Source organism: Hyphomicrobium sp. MC8b (assembly GCF_905067615.1).
GTDB lineage: Bacteria > Pseudomonadota > Alphaproteobacteria > Rhizobiales > Hyphomicrobiaceae > Hyphomicrobium_B.
In genome coordinates this window covers 532,110-551,086 of record NZ_LR898465.1, presented here as the reverse complement: position 1 = coordinate 551,086, position 18,977 = coordinate 532,110, and the positions used below count along the sequence as shown (strand labels likewise).

Below are 18,977 nucleotides of genomic sequence, written 5' to 3'. Positions count from 1 at the left end.
ATAGGCATTGCAAATCGCGAAAGCAGACTTCGACAAATTCGCAGGCGCGGCCGAAACGTGATCTCAAGATTCAAGATGCAGCGGAAAGCAATTTGCACCGGCCAGCCCATACCCAATCGATTAAAGAGGTAAATCTGCAGCATGGGCGTCAGACGTTCGCAAGGGTAGCCAAAACTGACCGTGCGGACGGTATGACGCGAACTCGTGTCTCGCAAACCAAATTCCCTGCGTTTTAAGCGAAGCAGCGAACTTAGCGCGCGATCAGACATCTAAGCCGAATGCGGAGCCACAGTACTGCGCCCATCCGTTGCTGTCCGCATTCGGATTACGAGTGGGCGGCATAGCTAAAGGATCGAAGCCTCGTCACGACCCTTAGCGGTCATCACGCTAACTCGGAACCCCGTCGCTTGTTTTGCGATCAACAGAGAAAGCAGACACCGCCCCTTGCTCGCTCCGGTCCGAAAGCTGAGCAATTCTCCCCATGGCGGGGCCAAGCGCACCTCACCTTATCTCATAAGGAGGAACTCGACGATCGCGACAGCGATAAGCAATGCGGAAATGCATTTCCAAAGAAGAACCGGATTGCGCCTGAACAGAGGCACCGCATTTCGTGGCGGCAACACATTCAGCATCCCTGTTTCAAGCTGGTAGATCAGCTCTTCCACGTCTGCAAAGCGGTCGTCTCGGCGCAGGGAAATCGCTTTCATGATTGCGGCCTCCAATCGCGCCGGCATCTCAGGACGGTATTGAGAAGCGGGGATGGGTGGACCAAAAAGAGGTGTAGTAAATGGTGCGGTCTCTCCATACGGATAATGCCCCGTGAAGAGGCGATAGATCGTGACGCCGAGAGAAAATTGGTCGGAGATCGCATCGCCAAGCTCTCCTTTGAAGAGTTCGGGAGCCATATAACTTGCGGTTCCGGGCACTTCCTTTTCCGGAAGTTCTTTAAAATTTGGTACGCGTGCGATGCCGAGGTCGATGAGTTTGAGCCCTCCTTCACTCGTCAAAATGACGTTTCCGGGCTTGATATCGCGATGTGCGATGCCACGGCGGTGAAGCGAGGCAACTCCGCGGGATAATTTTAGTGCGATCGTAACCGCATCGCGGAGGGGCACATGTTCTTCGGAAATTTTTGTCTCGAGGCTTTCGCCCGCATAGAAGGGCATCGCAATATAGAGCCGGCTTTGACTGCCTTCGGGCAAGGCTAGTGTCCGTCCCACATAGGGACTTTCGACTTGCCGCCCAAGAAAGCTCTCGCGCAGGAAGGCAAGCCTTGCACCATCCTCCGACAGTAACATCGTTTTTGGAAATTTCAGGACGATCCGATTTTCCCGATCTCTAGCGACGAAGATACGAGCGTATGCCGCGTCGGAGAGAAGATGTTCGAGACGGTAACCGTCGATTGTTTCTCCTTCTTCCGGAGGCGGCAGAATCGCGAGGTCATCCATTTCCGCCGCCAACGCATCAAAATCAACCGATGGCAGCGCAATGAAATCGACGACCAATGCGGTCACATTGTCCTGCGATCCGGCAGCGAGCGCTGCGGCTGTGATCGCGTCCGCGTCAGCCTGGGAACTTTTTCGAGCGCAAAGCAATCGAGCGATCTCTTGCTGCGTGAGGACCCCGTGTACGCCGTCGCTCGTGAGGAGGAGCCGATCGTGATCGTCAAGTGACTGCCGAATGAAGTCTAGCCGCAACACCGGTTCAAGCCCCAGCGCGCGCAACAGAACTGCCCTATCATCGCTACTGATCGAAACATGATCTTCGGTCAAGAGCGCCAACGCAGCACCACGCAAATGCCAAGCCCGACTATCGCCGATATGCAAAACAAGTGCCTCTCGACCGCGAAGGACGACGCCCGTGAAGGTCGTTGCGGCGCCCTTCATAGTGGGCGTTCGAGCCTGAGCGTTCAGCCATCGATTGAAGCCATCCATGGTCTTTGTCGCCGCCGAAGCCACCCCACCCAGAGGATTTTGCGAACGATACCCATCAAAAAAATTTTGGACTGCAAGTTCGGCTGCGATACGGCCACCTTTGCTGCCGCCGACGCCATCGGCGAGAGCCACGAGCACGCCCTGAAGTGCACGCTCCTCCTCAGAACCGAGATCGGCGGCGGCAAAATCCTGATTGTCGAGGCGGGCACCGCAGTGGCTGGAGAAACCTATGCTGACTTCTATGTTGGTGCGGCGCGCCATCACAATTTCCCGATTAACGTTTCGTTTCGGCGAGTGCCGCACCCAATCGCGCTGTCGCGGCGGCCAGTTCCTTGACGTCGAGGCTCGCAAAACCCAACCGAAGCGCGCCGACCGCTTGTCCGGTGGACGAGAATGCATCCGGCATTTGAATATGGAGCTGCTTCTCCCGGCACCGCGCGACCAGACGCTTCAAGTCAATACCATCGAAGCGAACCCAAAAGGCGAGACCACCGTCAGGAACGTTGAATCTTGCTCTCCCTCGAAGTACTGCATTCAGCCCATCAGCAAACTTCGCCCGCCGCTCGATATAATGGCGAAGCATTTTGCGCGTGTGGCGATGGATTTCGCCTGCTTCGATCAGCTCCGTGATTGCTGCCTCCATCGCCGGATCGCCCTGCCGGTCGATCATCATGACTTCTCCCGCCATCCGATCAATAAGTGACCTGGGCGCACAAACGTATCCGAGCCGCAAACTCGGGCTCAGGAGTTTCGAAAGCGACCCGATATAAATGACATGCCCGGCAGTGTCGAAGCTTGCCAGCGGTAGCATCGGCTGATGGCTGAAATGAAATTCATGCTCGTAGTCATCTTCGATGATCGCGAAGCCGAACTGAGCCGCCAACAGAATAAGCCGCATCCGCCGCTCGGGCGTCATGCAAACCGTCGTTGGAAAGTGATGATGCGGCGTCACGTAGACCGCGCGCACACGCTTCCTGCGGCACACCCGCTCAAGATCCTCGACATCGATACCATCATCATCAATATGGACCGTCGCGATTTCCGCGCCCACGCGCCGAAACGCTTCCCGTGCGGGAGGATAGCTCAACGTCTCAACGACGACCGTATCTCCAGGGTTAATGAGCGTCTGCGCTGCGAGAAAAATACCCATCTGACTTCCTCGCGTCAGACAGATGTTGTCGGAGCCAGCCGCCAAGCCCCGGTCCGCCGTCAGCATCGCCGCGAGCGCAGATCTGAGGCCCTCCGATCCCCGAGGATCACCATAGCCCAACCGGCGGAGTTGCAGCGTTGAGCGTAAGCCGTTTCTATAGGCGCGCGCCACGGCTTCGATTGGCACGTGACGTATTTCGGGTGCGCCGTCATTGAAGCTGAGCCATTTCGATGGTGGCAGATCGGCAGCAAGCGTGACTTCCGGTCGAGAGAGCTTGAAAGATGGCTCTAGCGGAATGGTACTGGCGCGCGGCCGCTTGTCGACGCTGACCTTTGCCAGTTGCGGAAGATTTTCCGCAACGAACGTTCCACGACGCAATTCCGTTGAAACCCAACCTTGGGCCTCCAGCTCGGCGTAGGCGTCCATCACCGTTTTTCGATTGATGCCCAGCGTCTCACCGAGTTCACGGCTTCCTGGCAATGGGAAGCCCGGCGCAAGCCGTCCGCGTCTCACATCCTCGATGACGGCGTGAACAATCTGTTGGGAGACGGATTTCTTTCCCCGCGTGAGTGCGAGAGAGAGGTGCCAGGGGCGCAACATTCTGGTCCACTCGCTTTTTAAGATCTGGCTGTGTTGATGGGGCCAGTTGCTAGCATATCCTTTTCGCAGATGCAGCAGGAAAGAGCCGAATGACGGGTCGCGAGAAACACGCGGCACCGAACGATGTCCCTCGCGCTCAATAGGAGATACGGGATGCAACCCACGAACCAGCTGAAGTCGAACTGTCTCAGCTTCACGGAACTATTGGCCCAAGCTGTGGCCTTGATTTCGCCCACCATGACGGCAGCGCTAATCATTCCCGTCATGTACTCGAACACCGGCGACTGGAGCTGGCTTTCCTATGCTCTTGGCACGGTCATGTTGCTGTTCGTTGCCTTCAATCTCAATCAGTTCGCGCGGCGCTCGACAGGGTCTGGTTCGATGTACGCTTACATCTGCCGCGGGCTTGGCCTTAATGCTGGCGCTGTTGGGGGATGGTCACTGCTGTGGGCGTATATGGGAATCACCACCGCAGGGGTGACAGGCTTCACGATATTCTCAGGCAAACTTCTGGCGATGGCTGGAATCAGTGCGCCGCCGCTGCTGCTTTCCGCCGTTTGCGTCGCCACCGCCTGGTTCCTGGCATGGAAGAACGTGCAGCTTTCGGCGATCATGATGCTCGTCTGCGAAGGCGCCTCGATGGCCCTGATCGGCTTGCTCTGCTTCATTGTCCTTTTCCAGCATCACTTTGCAATCGACAGCGCTCAGTTCGCGACGTCGACTTTCCCGGCGTCTAGCATGGGACTTGGCGTGGTGGTCGCGATCTTCAGCCTTGTCGGTTTCGAGTGTGCGACCGCTTTTGGCGATGAGGCGAAAGATCCGCTGAAAACGATCCCTCGCGCCGTCATCATGAGCTTGCTGATTTCCGGCGCCTTCTTTGTCTTCGTCACATACGTCATGGTGCTCGGAACGCGTGGATACTCGACGTCTCTTGATAAGCTCGACGCGCCCCTGAACGTTCTCGCCGATCTCGCACACGTGGGCGCTCTTCAAGTTCCGCTTTCGCTGGGCGCGATGATCAGCTTCTTTGCGCTCGCGCTATCTTGCCTCAATGCCGGATCACGCATCCTCTACACGATGGGTCGCCACGGCATACTTCCGCCCGTTACCGCGACATCGCACAAAACGAATGAAACACCGCATGTCGCTGTGACCGCGCTCGCTGGCATCGCCTTCCTCATCCCCGTCGCGGCGACCGCCGGCGGAATCGCGATGCTTGATCTCTTCAATTATGCTGGCACATGCGCAGCGTTTGGTTTCCTTGTCCCGTACGCGCTAATAACGATCGCTGCCCCCGTCTATCTGAAAGCCATCGGCCAACTTCAAACGAAAGATGTGGCGGTTTGTATAGTCGCGTTGATGCTGCTCGCGATCCCGACTGTCGGAAGTGTCTATCCTGTGCCGGCCGCGCCCGTGGACAGCTTCCCATATCTTTTCCTCGCCTATCTCGCGATCGGCCTTGTCTGGATCCTAGCCTTCCACCGCCGCAAACCCTCGGCCGCTGCAGATATCATCAGCGACCTCAAGAGCAATCACGACCGCTTCGTTCCTGGCAGCGGCCCGGCCCTCAATGCTCCCTGACGCCGACGTGAGAGGCCGAGCCGCCGGCCTCTCTCACTTTACCGCGCGATCGAAGGAGAGAAAATGAATGTCCGATACACTTACGCTTTCAAAAAGCGAGTTGGTCTCGATAGCCCACCAAAGAATGGGCACCGAACTGGCCGACGGCGATTACTCGACGAGGCAGAAGCTCGCGCTTACCTGCCGCATTCTTTTTGACGGTGGCCACGATTCAGGCCTTGCTGGCCAGATCACGGCGCGAGCCGAGGAGCCCGGCACTTATTACACACAGCCCTTCGGGCACGGTTTCGACGAGATCACCGAAGACAATCTTCTTCGGGTCAATGAGAATCTCGAGACCGTCGACGGTCGAGGAATGCCAAATCCAGCCAATCGGTTCCATACCTGGATTTATCGCGAGCATCCGCGCGTCAACTGCGTAATCCACACGCATCCATTCTATTGCTCCGCGCTTTCCATGCTCGAAATTCCTTTGGTGATTTCGCACATGGATACGTGTCCGCTCTACGAGGACTGCGCGTTCCTCGAGAAGTGGCCGGGTATCCCTGTTGGTAATGAAGAAGGGACCATCATATCGGGAGCGTTGGGGGAAAAGCGCGCCATCTTGCTTTCTCACCACGGAATGCTCGTTACCGGCTCCACGGTCGAGGAAGCTTGTGTGCTCGCGTTGCTAATGGAGCGAGCAGCAAAGCTTCAGCTGACTGCAATGCCCGTCTCGGACATCAAGCCTGTCCCCGAGCTTTTGGCTCGCGAGGCGCATGACTGGATTTCGACGCCCAAGCGCTATTCCGTCGCTTTCAATTATTACGTCCGCCGCGCCCTCAAGAACCACGCGGACGCCATCAGAGACACAGCCTAAATCACCGTCAAAAAGAGGTTTATCATGACACCGAAATTCAAGGGCATCATCGCTTATCCGATTACGCCTTTCACGAGCAATGAAGGCATCGACGCTGCGGCGCTCAAGGCATCGATCGACATGATGATCGCAGATGGCGTGCACGCGATTGCGCCATTGGGAAGCACAGGCGAAAGCGCCTACCTCACCGATAGTGAATGGGACGAGACGGCTGAGACGGCGATCAATCAGGTGGGAAAGAGAGTTCCGGTTGTTGTCGGCATTTCCGATCTTACGACGCGCAACGCCGTACGCCGGGCGAAATTTGCCGAGCAAGCCGGTGCAGACGCGGTTATGGTGCTTCCGATTTCATATTGGAAGCTCAACGAGCAAGAGATCTTCGCGCATTACGCCGCGATCGCGCAGAGCATCAGCATCCCGATCATGCTTTACAACAATCCAGCAACTAGCGGCATCGATATGCGGCCGCCCTTCATCGCCAAAATGGTGAAGGAGATCGACAATATCACGATGGTCAAAGAAAGCACCGGCGACATCCAACGGATGCATCAGCTCTACAAGCTCTCCGACGGTCAGATCCCATTTTACAATGGTAGCAATCCGCTTGCGTTCGAGGCTTTCGTTGCCGGAGCTACCGGTTGGTGCACCGCGGCGCCCAATCTCATTCCAAAGCTCAATCTCGAACTTTACAGTGCGATACAGGCGGGCGATCTCCCGGGGGCGCGCAAGGTGTTTTACGACCAGTTGCCGCTGCTGGAGTTTATTGTCGGCAACGGAGGATTGCCGCCGACGATCAAAGCGGGCCTCAAGATCAAAGGTCTTGATGCCGGCAAGCCGCGGAGCCCATTGAAGCCTCTTTCGGACGAGAACGTAGCGATCCTTTCGAATCTCATGCGCACGCTCAGCGCCGACCCTTACAAGGCGGCGGCGTAGGCGCAGGGTTTGTGCGAAGGATCTGACGGTTGAAAAACTCGTCATCTTCGGCAACGGCATGGCACCGGGGCGGATGCTCGAGCATTTGCTCGAAGCCGCGCCGGATCGCCATGCCGTGAAGATCTTCAACGCAGAGCTACGCATCACAAGTGGTTGTTGCACTGGGTCATGCCGGCGGCCACAACCATGCGCCTCCTGACGAAGTCGATTTCGGGTAAAAGCGCTTGAGAACCTGATGGTGTCGAAGGCGCTGTTCGACCCCACCGCGACTGACGAAATGGTGGACTACTACGAAAAACGGATCGGGCCGCATATAGTCCGAAAATCGTTGCGACAGCGTGGAACAATGCAGCATTCAAACATCGTCTGCTCACCGTGCCTTTGCTTGTCGTCTCAGAGAATGCTTAGATACTTGCCAGTGGTGCTGGCTCGGTTTCGGGTCAGGGCGGCGGGCCTGCCTACCGCAGCTACTGAGCCGCCTTTTGATCCTGCTCCATTGGGGTAAGTTTGTGCAGGTCTATTCCTAATCAGACAGCCGACCTCATGACTTATTCTGCTAATGGCCATTCAGCGGAAAGCGGCGCGGATGGCCCGAGAAATCGGTCGCAAGCTGGATCAGCACGTCGGCGGATCCACCTATGGTGGCGTGACCTGACTATCGCGAATGTCGGGGGGCGGCATGTCATGGTTCTGCATGGTCGAGCAAGCCGCGAGAGAAAGCGGCGCGACCAATAAAAAAAGCAGCGCAATTCGTGTCATATTTTCGCCTTCGCATTCTCCGCTGTGTAGCCTTTGACGATCCCGTCGTACGCAATCCGTCCTTCAGTTCTTGACCGCCGCCGCTACCAAGCCCCGCATGCCAAAGGGCAGCCTGATCATTTCGATGAAGATGTCCTGATCGTCGAAGCCGCCCTGGCGAAGGGTGCGGTTTAGGTCGGCGGCGTCATAGAGCCTGTGGGTGTCAGAGCCTGAGAACTTCCACTTGCGCATCGTTGCGCGGTCAGTGACGTAGATCACGACGCGTCCTTTGGGCTGCAACACCCGATAGATCTCGGCAATCTCCTTGCCCTCAATGCCGAAGAAATAGGCGACGTTGATCGCGATCACCTTACTGATGCTGTCATCAGCATAAGGAAGATCGTCAAAATGACCGAGACGTAGATGCACTCGGCCGTGGGAAATTTCTTGACGGTTGGCGCGCTTGGCGATGTCGAGCATCTCGGGCGAATGATCGATTCCGAGCACTTTTCCCCGCATGGCTTGTCGTGCCAGGCTGACGATGCCTCGGCCCGGGCCAAAACCAAGTTCCAACACCGTATCGTGAGGCTGAACGTCGAGCGCAGCAATGGCGCACCTGTATGGTGCGCCATTAATGAGTGCCATTAGCCGACCAGCAAACCGGCCGTAGCGCCCGCTAGGTGTGCGCAGTTGCTTGCCGAGGCCGGCCCAGATCGAGACCATGTGCATGGCGGTCCTTTTTCTTCAATGCATGCAAAGTCCGCCCATCACGAGCGTTCTTTTTCCTGCACTTTGGCGAGGAGGCCTTGCATTACCTTTGGGAAATACGTGTTCCAGATTGGCCGCTCCGGATGCGCCGGAGATGACAGCCCTTGTTTCAGCTCATACTCAGCTGCTTTGTAGTCTCCCTGCTCGTATAAGAAGTCTGCATAGAAATAGTGGGCGTCTCTACCGTTTGGGGCGTTCTTGACCGCTTCCTCCAGGTAAGCGCGGGCCTTGTCTTTGTCGCCCCAACCGAAGGGAAAACCGGGCACGCGATAATAGAGGACGCCGAGGCTGGTGGGTGCACCGGCGTCGGCGGCCTTGGGATTCAAGCTTTCAGCTTTAAGAAGCACGTCGCGCGCCTTCGAGGCGAGGTTGAGGGCGCCGATGCCCCAGGTAAGCGAAGCGCGCTCGCTGGTAACGATCCCGTCCCAAATCAAGGCCTCTGGCCGATCGGGATACCGCTGCGCGAGCTCATCGGCCTTCGCTCCAACCGCATCCATATTCCGCTGGCGCTCGTCATTCGACTTGCTCAAATATTTGACGCGCGCCCAGTCATTGGCAACGGCTAGAACATCCTCGTCGAAGCGACTTTTTGCTGCTGGAGCGGACTTGGCATGCGATACGAATCCGCTGGCGATCACTGCGGTGATGGCAGCGGCAGCGATCGTGAGGTGATTGTTAGCCAGTTTCATGAGTTTCCTCATTGGTTGCTTGTTTTTGAGTCTGCGGCTGACTTGCGATTTTCACGTGCTTCCACTGCTCCGCAATCCGACCTCAAGCGTCGTAGGGGATCCGTTCTGGCTCATTAAGAATGCACGCACGCGCGTGTCCGCCATCTGTGCCTCCAGCGAGCGATCAACGAACTGCGGGAACAGTCTCTGCACGAGTACGAACAGACGCTCGGGGCCTTTCGCATAGACGCTGTCCGCATCACGTGCGACGGCCGCCCAGACATCTCGGGCGACCTTCGCAGGATCATCGACGCGCATCCGCAGCGGGTCGATGAGACGTGCGAAGTTGCTAAATGCATCCGTTTTTGTTGCGCGCGGCGCCGCATAAGTAATGCCGACCCCGAACTCCTTGAACTCGCGCCGCAGTGCAATCGAAAGCCCGCGAAGGCCGAATTTAGATGCCGAATAGGCCCCAAACAGTGGGTAGGCAATGTCACCGAACATGGACCCGATGTTGACAACTCGCGAGGGAGCTCCACGATGAAGCAACGGCAACAGTTCACGAATTAGAGCTGCTGGCGCGATTACATTTGTCTTCATCAGACGCTCCAGTTCGGCGTCGCTGGTACTCGCGAGTGGCCCGACGGCTAGCACACCAGCGTTGTTGACAAGAACGTCGAGCCGCCCCCACCAGTGCGCGATGTAGTTTTTCAAGGCGATGCGAATTTCCGGATCCGTGATGTCGCCGGGAAGCGCCACGTGATTGCGCTGATGGCCCATCATCTCGAGCGTTCCATGCAATGCGTCGGCGCGGCGGCCGATTAATGCCACCGTCAGACCTCGCCGAGCCGCTTCGACAGCAAGCTGGCGACCGATACCCGAACCCGCGCCGGTTATGACGGCTAGCTTACCCTTAAGCTGCATCGCGGAGGCCCGGATGACGCAGAGATAGCTCACGGAAGATGTCGCCGTAGAGCCTGTAAATAATCTTCGATGTCGAGATGATGACGGGACGCGCCTCAGCTGAAATTTCGTCGACAAGGCTTTTGAAAAAGGCGACGTGCTGAATATCAAGCGCACCGTGCGAGCGAAGGTAGGAGAAGCCTGACTCGTCCGGAGGAGCAAGTGAGCGCTGAATGGCGTCAGCGGCTTTGTCGGCCAGCATCGTCGACATGCCCTCCAGCACATGCACGCTGCCGAGCATTGCATAGGGGCTGATCCACTCGATCGCATAGTAGGTGTAGCCGACCATGATCTGGCATGCCTGTCCCGGCGTACCACATCTCACCGCTTCGACATCGCCACCGAATGCGCGAATATCATCGAGTATCCACTTCTCATGCCCGCGCTCTTCCTCCATGTATTCGACGAGTGCATCCTGGTAGGTCTCGTCGTGCGTGCGCGCAGAAGCGAACGCCAACAGTGGAAAGGTGTGCTTCACGTGGTGATAGGCCTGCGTGAGAAAGTCGACATAGAGTTGGCGCGACGCTCCTTTCTGCATGGCCGTCTGAATGAGCGGTATGGACAGGAAGGCCTGACGGTCAGGTGCTGTCTCGGCTTGCAACGTGTCGTAAAAGCTCATGCGCTCATCTCCTCTTCTTGCGTAACAGGACGCCGCTCGGCGGCGGCTTTGATCTCGGCGTAGGCGTCAGGCAGTAACGCGCGGCGGAATCGGCCGTTGGGTGTGAGAAGGTTGCGCCGAACTGCATCGTTGCGAGCGAGCAGGACGAAATCGCGCGGTATCGCGTGCACAGGGGCGTCGCGGCAGATATTGGAGAGCGCCAACAGCACTTCTGCTTTGCTGACAGTGGCGAACCAATCTGCACTTCGAGAACTCGGAACTATGAGTACGCTCAAATATGGCTCGCCGTGACCCAGCACGGCGCACGCGGCAATTCGCTCGTCCGTCGTTATCAGTGCCTCGATCCATTCGGGGCTCACATTGCGGCCGAACGAAGTGACGATAAGGTTGTCCTTGCGGCCGGAGATCCGGAGATAGCCATCGGCGTCGAGCATACCCAGATCGCCGGTCCGCCAAGGATGGGCCGCATCGCAGCCATTCTGATAACCCTGCATGATCGTCGGCCCGTCGACGACGATCTCGCCGTCTTCGATGCTGATGTTCAAACCTGGCAGTGGCTGTCCCACCGTCCCGGGTCTGCGCTTGCCGGGGCGGTTGACTGCGACGACGGAACAGCATTCGGAAAGACCGTAGCCCTCATGCGCGGGGATGCCTTTGCTCCAGGCCTTATCGGTTATGGCTGTCGCAACCGGGGCACCGCCGATCGCAACAAAACGCAGACTAGTCGGTGCCCTTTGGCCGCTTGCATCGAGCTCCGCCACCCATGTGGCGAGAAGCTCGGGTACGAGGACGGAAGTTGTCGGATCATGCTTGGCAAAGGTTGCGCTCAGTCCTTGCGGCTGGCCTCGTGCCACCGAGGCGGTCATGGCCCGATCGAAGCGCGTGCGTGCCTTGGCGAACAACGGCACGCAGATCGCGCATATCGTCTCGAGAAGGAGGGGAAGCGGCAGCACAGAAAGATACAAGTCGTCTTGCGTGGCGCATGTCGCTTGCGCCAACATGGCTGCCGAGCGCTCGATCTGGGACAAGGCAAGCCGCACGCCCTTTGGGCGCCCAGTGCTTCCTGATGTGTAGATGATTTGTCCGCCACCATGGCGAAGCTCCGGCGGAGAGGCCCGCCGCCCGTTTTTCACCGGCACAACCTCGACACCGAGCTGGCGTGCCGCATCGACCGCGTTCGGAGTCGCGATGACGTGCGAAACGCTGCAGTCGGCAAGAATGTGCTTCTGCTGTTCAGAGCTGAAGAATGCAGGGATCGGGATGATTATTTTGCCTGCGACCCAACCTGCGAGTTGCGCGACGACCGCGTCGTTTGAGTTTTCTCCCAAAAGTCCCAGGTGGTGGGGCAACGACTCCAGATTGGCCGCACATTCAGCGACACGGGCTGAAAGATCAGCGTGCGTTAGCGAGCCAGAGTCATCGGAAAAAGCCGGAGAGGCATCTTGGTCGATAGCGTTGCGGCGCAGTGCGGAGATGATATCAAGCATGGACCACCGTGCTCGTCTGCTTGTTGAGATAGATTTGCGCCGCAGAGCGGCTGACAGCACAAACGAGCGGCGCGCCGTCGTAATAGGATCCCCACACTTGGGGATTTTGGGCGCGCTGCTTGTAAGCATCTCCTAAGACGATGTGCGGTAGGCCGAGAGCGCTGAGGAGACTGCGTAGGCGCTTGGTGGCGGTGAAGAAGGCCCAGTCGAAGCCAGCGGTATCACCATACGAAACGATGTAGTGAAGAAATTGTGCGGCCCGCGCCGGTGCACGGCTGGCGAGGCCGGAAACCTCGAAGATGCTTTCGCGATTTACAGCTGCCCCAGAAGCTCGTGCGAGAAGTATCTCGATCGGATCATCAAGATAGCACTCGGAAAAAAAATCGCTCTCAGCAAAGCGCAGTCCCGAAGCGCACAGCCAATTACCATCGCGCCCGAGCAAAGCAAGGAGTGTAGGTGAGAATTCTGGAACGGAAGCCCCGTAATGCCTACGATAAACATCAGCAATGAAGTGCTCAACCTCGGACCGACGAGCATGGCTCTGCGTCACGACAATGATCTGCACCGAATCGCTCCCCTCGTTGTTGCGACCGGCCATGACCATCGAGGTAAGCGCTTACGGCGTGCTTACAGCCTTCAAGAAATCACAATGAAAAGTTGGGTCCGCTGTTTAGTTCGAAGGCGAGGGGACAGCCTCTCGATGAAGGCGATACGAGGCAACGGCAGTGAAGTAAGATGGGATTTCAATTTACAAAATTACGAAAAGCGAACGTCTGTTGTCCGCGCCACATCTTTTGGCGGTAGGAAGCGCAATGTGAACACCGCGCCTCCTCCTGGGGCATCGCCTACGGACACGGATCCGCCAAGAGCGGCAACAGTGCGTGCAACGATATCGAGGCCCAACCCGGCACCGCCGCCTCGGTCTCGCGTACCTTGCCAGAAGCGCTTAAATATGCGCTCGCGCTCTTCCACCTTAACACCAGGTCCGTGATCAATTACCTCGAGCGCGGGAGGGTAAGAAACGACCATCACGACAGACGTGCCAGGGGCAGTGAAGCGAATTGCGTTCTCGACCAAATTGCGCACGGCAGACGCCAGCATATCGTGGCAACCATTCACCTCAACCTTCATCGGACAAGGTAAAACCTCCAGGCACTTGCCGCATTTGATGGCCATCGGCCCAAGTTGCAAAACGACTTCTTCGACAATCGAGTTGAGATCCGTCACATCAGTTGCGTCCAACACGACGACATCCAGCCGAGCCGAATCGAGCAGCTGATTGACGAGGCGTTCGGCAGCCCTGATCTCCTCCTTGAGAGACTCAATTTCGGGCGAATTGGGAAGAATGCCGACGTGGGCTTTGATCACCGCAATGGGCGTTCTCAGTTCATGCGCAGCATCAGCGATGAAATGTTGCTGAGAATGGAATGCGATTTCAAGCCGGTCGAGAGCCCTGTTTACAGAACTCACGAGCGCGTCCACCTCACGCGGAAGTCCTTCATTTGACAACCTAGTCGAAACAGCGCTCGGGCCAATGGATTCGGCCTGCAAAGCGGCGATCCGTAACGGCCGCAAACCGATCCGGGCAACAAGAAGATTTGTTAGCAGGAGGAAGATGACGAAGGGCAGCCAGATCCATCCGATATCGACGACAAAGTTTTGTAGCAAGGAGTCAAAGGCTGCCTCACCTTGTGGTAATGCGATTTGAATCCAAACTGGCTTTGATCCAAACATCCCTTTGAGGGTAAAACCATACAGTCGTCCTTTTCGCCTATCGGCCGCGGAGACGAAGAAATCGCGGGTATTTTGGCCGTCGATCGGAGCCAGCGGCGCGTTGACACCAGTTGAGGCAGCCAGAAGAACTCCGTTTTCGCTAACGATGGCGAACTTGCCATTCCCGTTTCGGAAGTCGCCTGTCAGGAAATCCGAAAGTTGAAGCGGCCTCCCTTCGGCCGCACGCTGAAGAAGGTTTTTTATAGCACGCGCGTCGTTCTGAAGCGTGCGATCCCTAAATTCAGAATTCGTCGAGACAAATCTCTCGTAAATCAGCCAGCTCGTGGCCGTTGCGGCAAGTAGCGAAACTGTAACAAGGCCGACGATCAATCGCAGCCAGATCGAGGGTGCTGCTTTCGAACTCTGCATGCCTAGTTCGTGGAATTTGATAAAATATACCCAACTCCGCGCAATGTGTGGATATGGACATTGGCGTTGGCATCGCTCATGCGTTTGCGTAAACGATGGATGAGAACTTCGATTGCGTTAGATGAAAGCTCCTCGTCGAAGCTGTAGAGCGCTTCCTCGATTGCGGTCTTGGGAACGACCCGCCCCGCGCGTCGGAGCAAAAGCTCGAGCGCACTGCATTCGCGTTTTCCAACTTCGACCCCGACGCCATCGACGAGCACTTCTCGCGTGCTCGTATTGAGCGAGATATTGCCGTGAGAGAGATGCGTCCCGATGGTATGGTTCGGCCGCCTCAGCAATGCGCGCACGCGCGCAACGAGTTCATCGACCTCGAACGGCTTGCGCATATAGTCGTCTGCGCCAGAATCGAGCCCCTGCACCAAATCGCGTAAAGCGTCTCGGGCAGTTAGAACGAGAATGGGAACTTGATTGACTTGCTTTCTAACGGCGCCAAGCCAAGTAAGGCCGTCGATATCAGGTAATCCAAGATCGAGAATAACTGCGTCGTAGGATGTTGTCGCGATCGCGGCATCACCATCCGCGCCCGTTCCTACGGCATCGACGGCAAATCCTTGAGCGCGAAGTGCTGTTCCTATGTATTCAGCAATTCGCACATTATCTTCTACGATCAACAAGCGCATGCATTTCCCCGAATCCCCGAATGCATTCACGTCCGCGACTGCGGGTTCGGCCCCCTTTCCGGCCCAACAGCAGTGTGATGACGTCAGTGCCTGATGGACCCGCGGAAGGGATGCAAATGCGGCCCTTAAAATACAGAATTGTTATTCTTGGACGCTTTCCTGCACGCGTCTGACACAAGTCACAATTGTAAAAAATGAGCTTAGGTGGAGCCTCTCCAACTTTGTCTCATTGGCGATATTTCAAATCCAGGCATCCAAAAATTCCGCACTCGTTTGTGAGCTGTCCGTTGCCGGCTTGGTTCGATTCAAAGAAATCTATCGTTTCGACGCGAAGCGTTTCCGAACAACTGCGTCGGCAGAATACCCATTGTCCTCCGGGCAGCTGCACTTGCCATCCCAGTTTATCCTGTCTGATCGGAGCAGTGATCATTCCATTGCCGTATCTGCTAACAGCACTGACGCTGTCGCCAATTTCAGTACCGTGAACCGGAGTGGACAACATAAGCGAATAAAAACTCGCTCGGATGAAGTGCCGACGATTTTTCCCGAAGTTCATATTGTGCGCGAACAAGACATGAAGGTTTGGCGGCAACCGGTGACGAGTGAAGCTAGTAAGTGCTTAACACAATCTGCTTCGCGCGCTGTAGCGGAGCGACCACAGGCAAAGTCCAGTCACTTGTGGCTCTTGTCGTACGAAGATGGTGGCACTTGTCGTCACCAATTTTGATTGCGCGACGTAAGCAAGTCGTAATGTTCGCAGCTCACAATGTGCTGTCGAGTCCGTCGGCGGCGTGCTCTCATCCCGATCTTTTTCCGACATGCACCGGTACCGCTGCAGTGAAGCGGACATAGTCAGCCCTGTTCTCGCATCACGTAAGACGCGTGTAATGAGGCCTCGACATCAAAACCCGTCATAGGAAAGCGTCCGACGACGCCACTTGGTCAATCGGAATTGCCGACCCTTTCGGCTCAAGTACAGCACTTGCTGCTTTGTTCGTAACTGGTGGTGGCATTGCGACCAGCGGGACTTATGAGCGATGGCGAACTTCTCGCGTTATGGGGCAGCGAGTTTCTTTTCTAGACACGAAGAGACTTCGCTCCACCATCCGCATCGCTCGTTCTGAATCTGAAAGCGGACATCCGGTCTGTTCTTGAGTGAGGAGCAGACGTGCGCAGGCGCCATCCGATGTCATTCGGCGAATGCTGCTCGATGCCCGCCTGCTCTGCATCGCGACAACAGGAGCAACAGAAGGTGTGAACTTGTGGGGAAATTCACCGCCTGTCCTAATGAGACCATTGAGAGAATGCCGTTGGACCTAATTCAGGCATACGAGATCTCAGTCGATTATGTTCTATCTCAATCGTGCCTATCCCGCTCTGCCGCTCAGGGGCGCTACCGACCAACTCTGCGCGACAAACCAAAAAGTCCTTGCCAACGGGGTGCCGTCCACACATGGGACCTTCTGGCCGAAAGTCTTACGTGGCAGGCTAACCAATATTCGAAGCGCGCCAACCTGCCTCTGGCGTTTACGCCGAATACCGGCTAGGCACGCTAAATAACGACATTCTTGACGAAGTGCGCCTGCCACTCGAACAGAGCCAGGTGGGCTTTCTCCATTTGAAAAGTCTTCACAATCATGACCTTCCCGTCGGTTCACTCCGCGCTCGGGCGCGCTCTTTCCGCGCGCGGCTACTCCGCACCGACCGCCGTGCAATTAGCGGTTCTCGAAGCCAACACGGTAGGGCGCGATTTGCTGGTCTCGGCGCAAACCGGCTCAGGAAAAACGGTCGCCTTCGGACTTGCGATGGCGCCGACGCTGCTTGGAGAAGCGGAACGCCTCCCGCAAGCCGCTGAGCCGCTGGCGTTGATCATCGCGCCGACGCGTGAGCTTGCGATGCAAGTTCAGCGCGAACTCGACTGGCTCTATGCAGACACCGGGGCGCGTGTTGTGACCTGCGTCGGGGGCATGGACGCACGTGCGGAAGCCCGCCAACTCGGCTTCGGCGCCCATATCGTGGTCGGCACGCCCGGACGTCTGCGGGACCATTTAGAACGACGGCGGCTTGACCTGACAAAACTCGCAGCCGTTGTGCTCGACGAGGCCGATGAGATGCTCGATCTCGGATTTCGCGAGGATCTGGAATTCATTCTCGACGCAACCCCTGAAGGGCGCCAGACGCTCCTGTTCTCGGCCACCATGCCGCGCGAGATCGAAGCACTGGCGCGCCGCTACCAGCGCGACGCCGTTCGCATCGAAACGGTGAAGCGCAACGAGCAGCATGCCGACATCGAGTATCGCGCCATTCGCGTGGTTCCGGGCGATATTGAAAACGCCATCGTCAACGTGCTTCGGTTTCACGAGGCCGGCGCCGCGATTGTGTTCTGTTCGACGCGCGAAGCTGTAAAGCGGACGCACGCGCGTCTGGTGGAACGAGGCTTCTCTGCGGTCGCCCTATCCGGAGAGTTGACGCAGAACGAGCGCACGCATGCGCTGCAAGCGCTGCGCGATGGCCGCGCGCGCGTTCTCGTCGCGACGGATGTGGCGGCGCGCGGGCTCGACTTGCCGGCTCTCTCGCTCGTCATTCACGCCGATCTGCCCAATGATGCAGAGACACTTCTTCACCGCTCGGGTCGCACGGGGCGGGCCGGCAACAAGGGCCTGTGTGTGTTGATTGTCCCGTTCAACCGCCGGCGTAAGGCAGATGCGCTGCTGGCCGGTGCGAAGCTCAAGGTCACGTGGGGCCCGGCACCGACCGCTGAGGAGATCCGCGCACGAGATCAGGAGCGCTTTCTGGCCAGCTCTATCTTCACCGCTCCCGCGACGGACGAGGATCTGAAGCTTGCGCAATCCCTTCAGTCTAGCCGCACGGCAGAAGAGATTGCTCTCGCGTTGGTCCGCATCCACCGAGCCCAGCTGCCCGCGCCGGAAGATCTTACTGAGGATACGGGCCCGCCGCGGCGGCGCGATGATCATGCGCGAGTACCTCGGGAGCGGGTCGAGGATAGAAAAGTACGCAGCCAAGGGCCGCAAGGCCGAGAGGAGCGCGCGAGGGCGCGCCCGAGAGACGGCCGCTCCACGCACGCCGTTCGTGATCAGGGCCGTGAGATGGTCTGGTTCCGGATCGATATAGGCCGCGAGCGTAATGCCGAGCCCCGCTGGCTGCTGCCGCTTCTCTGCCGCGCCGGCAATGTGACGAAATCCGAGATCGGTTCTATCAAGATCTTCGACCGCGACACGCGCTTCCAGATCGCCGCCAATTCCGCAGACACGTTCGCGGATGCCGCGCGCACCATGAAGCCTAACGAGGGGCGGATTTCGCGCATCGGCGCCACCATGGGTGACGACGCTGGCACGCACGGCGATCCGCCCCTCGCTGCCCGGCAGCAGAAAGACGACGAAGCCAGAGCCGCAACCTTGTCTGATCCTCAAACGGGTCGGCACGCGAAGACGCCATGGCGGGATCGAAACAAAGAAAAAGCTGGCGCGCATCCTCATCGAAAGCGTGACGCGCAGAAAACTCATCCCAAGGGCACCGGGCCTCACCCAGGTTCATCAAAATCAAGCGGCGAATATAAGCCTGTGCCAAAATACGCCCATGGGAAGAAGCAGCAGAAGAAGCATCGCCCGGCCTCATAGCGATTTCCGAACGTGAACAAGTCAATTCAGGGCTTGAACACGTGAACGAGCATCCGAAGATTCGACCTATCTCGTCTCACAGCGAACGTGGTCGGCGGGGCTCCCGCATCGCCGATCGCTGCCACTCCACGCGACAGCTATTGGGACCGACCGTCGGCTCTGCCGAGACGCCGACGCCTCCTGGCTCTGCTTTCCCGGAGGTGAAGCGATCCGTTAG

15 protein-coding genes are annotated in these 18,977 nt (G+C 57.5%); 5 read left to right on the top strand and 10 right to left on the bottom strand.

Going from position 1 to position 18,977, the window contains the following annotated elements:
• Nucleotides 1–506: 506 nt before the first annotated feature.
• Both ACLB1Z_RS02645 and ACLB1Z_RS02640 read right to left on the bottom strand, forming a co-directional pair.
• Nucleotides 507–2,195 (bottom strand): bifunctional protein-serine/threonine kinase/phosphatase, encoded by a 1,689-nt coding sequence (locus ACLB1Z_RS02645; RefSeq protein ID WP_409561918.1) that lies wholly within the window; start codon nt 2,193–2,195, stop codon nt 507–509.
• A gap of 13 nt (nt 2,196–2,208) precedes the next feature.
• The gene (locus ACLB1Z_RS02640) at nt 2,209–3,684 is read right to left on the bottom strand and encodes a PLP-dependent aminotransferase family protein (RefSeq protein ID WP_409561917.1); all 1,476 of its coding nucleotides are present in this window, start codon (nt 3,682–3,684) and stop codon (nt 2,209–2,211) included.
• Nucleotides 3,685–3,837: 153 nt separating this feature from the next.
• Between ACLB1Z_RS02640 and ACLB1Z_RS02635 the strand changes: the two genes are divergently transcribed.
• The 3 genes from ACLB1Z_RS02635 to ACLB1Z_RS02625 all read left to right on the top strand — a co-directional run bounded on the left by ACLB1Z_RS02635 (nt 3,838) and on the right by ACLB1Z_RS02625 (nt 7,057).
• On the top strand, nt 3,838–5,265 hold the full coding sequence (locus ACLB1Z_RS02635) for an APC family permease (protein ID WP_409561916.1): 1,428 nt from the start codon (nt 3,838–3,840) through the stop codon (nt 5,263–5,265).
• A gap of 67 nt (nt 5,266–5,332) precedes the next feature.
• Nucleotides 5,333–6,124, top strand: coding sequence for an aldolase (locus ACLB1Z_RS02630; RefSeq protein ID WP_409561915.1), 792 nt, complete (start codon nt 5,333–5,335; stop codon nt 6,122–6,124).
• Between the two features lie 24 nt (nt 6,125–6,148).
• Nucleotides 6,149–7,057, top strand: coding sequence for a dihydrodipicolinate synthase family protein (locus ACLB1Z_RS02625; RefSeq protein WP_409561914.1), 909 nt, complete (start codon nt 6,149–6,151; stop codon nt 7,055–7,057).
• An 822-nt stretch (nt 7,058–7,879) separates the two neighbouring features.
• Here the strand turns inward: ACLB1Z_RS02625 and ACLB1Z_RS02620 are convergent.
• From ACLB1Z_RS02620 to ACLB1Z_RS02585, 8 genes are all read right to left on the bottom strand, one after another.
• On the bottom strand, nt 7,880–8,524 hold the full coding sequence (locus ACLB1Z_RS02620; protein WP_013946155.1) for a class I SAM-dependent methyltransferase: 645 nt from the start codon (nt 8,522–8,524) through the stop codon (nt 7,880–7,882).
• A gap of 38 nt (nt 8,525–8,562) precedes the next feature.
• Nucleotides 8,563–9,252: a tetratricopeptide repeat protein gene (locus tag ACLB1Z_RS02615; RefSeq protein ID WP_409561913.1), complete on the bottom strand. Its 690-nt coding sequence runs from the start codon at nt 9,250–9,252 to the stop codon at nt 8,563–8,565.
• Between the two features lie 51 nt (nt 9,253–9,303).
• Entirely contained in the window at nt 9,304–10,188 is an 885-nt protein-coding gene (locus ACLB1Z_RS02610) for an SDR family NAD(P)-dependent oxidoreductase (protein WP_409561912.1), read from the bottom strand.
• Complete coding sequence (locus tag ACLB1Z_RS02605) at nt 10,145–10,813, bottom strand: TenA family transcriptional regulator (protein ID WP_409561911.1); 669 nt, start codon at nt 10,811–10,813, stop codon at nt 10,145–10,147. Before ACLB1Z_RS02605 ends, ACLB1Z_RS02610 begins: the two co-directional genes overlap by 44 nt.
• A complete protein-coding gene (locus ACLB1Z_RS02600; RefSeq protein ID WP_409561910.1) occupies nt 10,810–12,300 on the bottom strand; it encodes an AMP-binding protein in 1,491 nt (496 codons plus the stop codon). The genes ACLB1Z_RS02605 and ACLB1Z_RS02600 overlap by 4 nt, the downstream gene beginning before the upstream one ends.
• On the bottom strand, nt 12,293–12,865 hold the full coding sequence (locus tag ACLB1Z_RS02595) for a thermostable hemolysin (RefSeq protein ID WP_409561909.1): 573 nt from the start codon (nt 12,863–12,865) through the stop codon (nt 12,293–12,295). The genes ACLB1Z_RS02600 and ACLB1Z_RS02595 overlap by 8 nt, the downstream gene beginning before the upstream one ends.
• Before the next feature lie 191 nt (nt 12,866–13,056).
• Nucleotides 13,057–14,442, bottom strand: a complete 1,386-nt coding sequence (locus tag ACLB1Z_RS02590; protein ID WP_409561908.1) for a sensor histidine kinase — start codon at nt 14,440–14,442, stop codon at nt 13,057–13,059.
• Between the two features lie 2 nt (nt 14,443–14,444).
• Nucleotides 14,445–15,122 (bottom strand): response regulator, encoded by a 678-nt coding sequence (locus tag ACLB1Z_RS02585; RefSeq protein ID WP_409561907.1) that lies wholly within the window; start codon nt 15,120–15,122, stop codon nt 14,445–14,447.
• Between the two features lie 900 nt (nt 15,123–16,022).
• On the opposite strand from ACLB1Z_RS02585, the gene ACLB1Z_RS02580 reads away from it, so the two are divergent.
• On the top strand, nt 16,023–16,277 hold the full coding sequence (locus tag ACLB1Z_RS02580; RefSeq protein WP_409563219.1) for an FAD:protein FMN transferase: 255 nt from the start codon (nt 16,023–16,025) through the stop codon (nt 16,275–16,277).
• Between the two features lie 482 nt (nt 16,278–16,759).
• On the top strand, nt 16,760–18,760 hold the full coding sequence (locus tag ACLB1Z_RS02575; protein ID WP_409561906.1) for a DEAD/DEAH box helicase: 2,001 nt from the start codon (nt 16,760–16,762) through the stop codon (nt 18,758–18,760).
• Nucleotides 18,761–18,977 lie beyond the last annotated feature (217 nt).

Bases quoted from the DNA above. Each gene is read 5' to 3' on its own strand.
- ACLB1Z_RS02575 (WP_409561906.1), top strand. From the start codon at position 16,760: ATGACCTTCCCGTCGGTTCACTCCGCGCTCGGGCGCGCTCTTTCCGCG.
- ACLB1Z_RS02600 (WP_409561910.1), bottom strand. From the start codon at position 12,300: ATGCTTGATATCATCTCCGCACTGCGCCGCAACGCTATCGACCAAGAT.
- ACLB1Z_RS02635 (WP_409561916.1), top strand. From the start codon at position 3,838: ATGCAACCCACGAACCAGCTGAAGTCGAACTGTCTCAGCTTCACGGAA.
- ACLB1Z_RS02615 (WP_409561913.1), bottom strand. From the start codon at position 9,252: ATGAAACTGGCTAACAATCACCTCACGATCGCTGCCGCTGCCATCACC.
- ACLB1Z_RS02590 (WP_409561908.1), bottom strand. From the start codon at position 14,442: ATGCAGAGTTCGAAAGCAGCACCCTCGATCTGGCTGCGATTGATCGTC.
- ACLB1Z_RS02605 (WP_409561911.1), bottom strand. From the start codon at position 10,813: ATGAGCTTTTACGACACGTTGCAAGCCGAGACAGCACCTGACCGTCAG.
- ACLB1Z_RS02585 (WP_409561907.1), bottom strand. From the start codon at position 15,122: ATGCGCTTGTTGATCGTAGAAGATAATGTGCGAATTGCTGAATACATA.
- ACLB1Z_RS02630 (WP_409561915.1), top strand. From the start codon at position 5,333: ATGTCCGATACACTTACGCTTTCAAAAAGCGAGTTGGTCTCGATAGCC.
- ACLB1Z_RS02645 (WP_409561918.1), bottom strand. From the start codon at position 2,195: ATGGCGCGCCGCACCAACATAGAAGTCAGCATAGGTTTCTCCAGCCAC.
- ACLB1Z_RS02625 (WP_409561914.1), top strand. From the start codon at position 6,149: ATGACACCGAAATTCAAGGGCATCATCGCTTATCCGATTACGCCTTTC.
- ACLB1Z_RS02640 (WP_409561917.1), bottom strand. From the start codon at position 3,684: ATGTTGCGCCCCTGGCACCTCTCTCTCGCACTCACGCGGGGAAAGAAA.
- ACLB1Z_RS02620 (WP_013946155.1), bottom strand. From the start codon at position 8,524: ATGCACATGGTCTCGATCTGGGCCGGCCTCGGCAAGCAACTGCGCACA.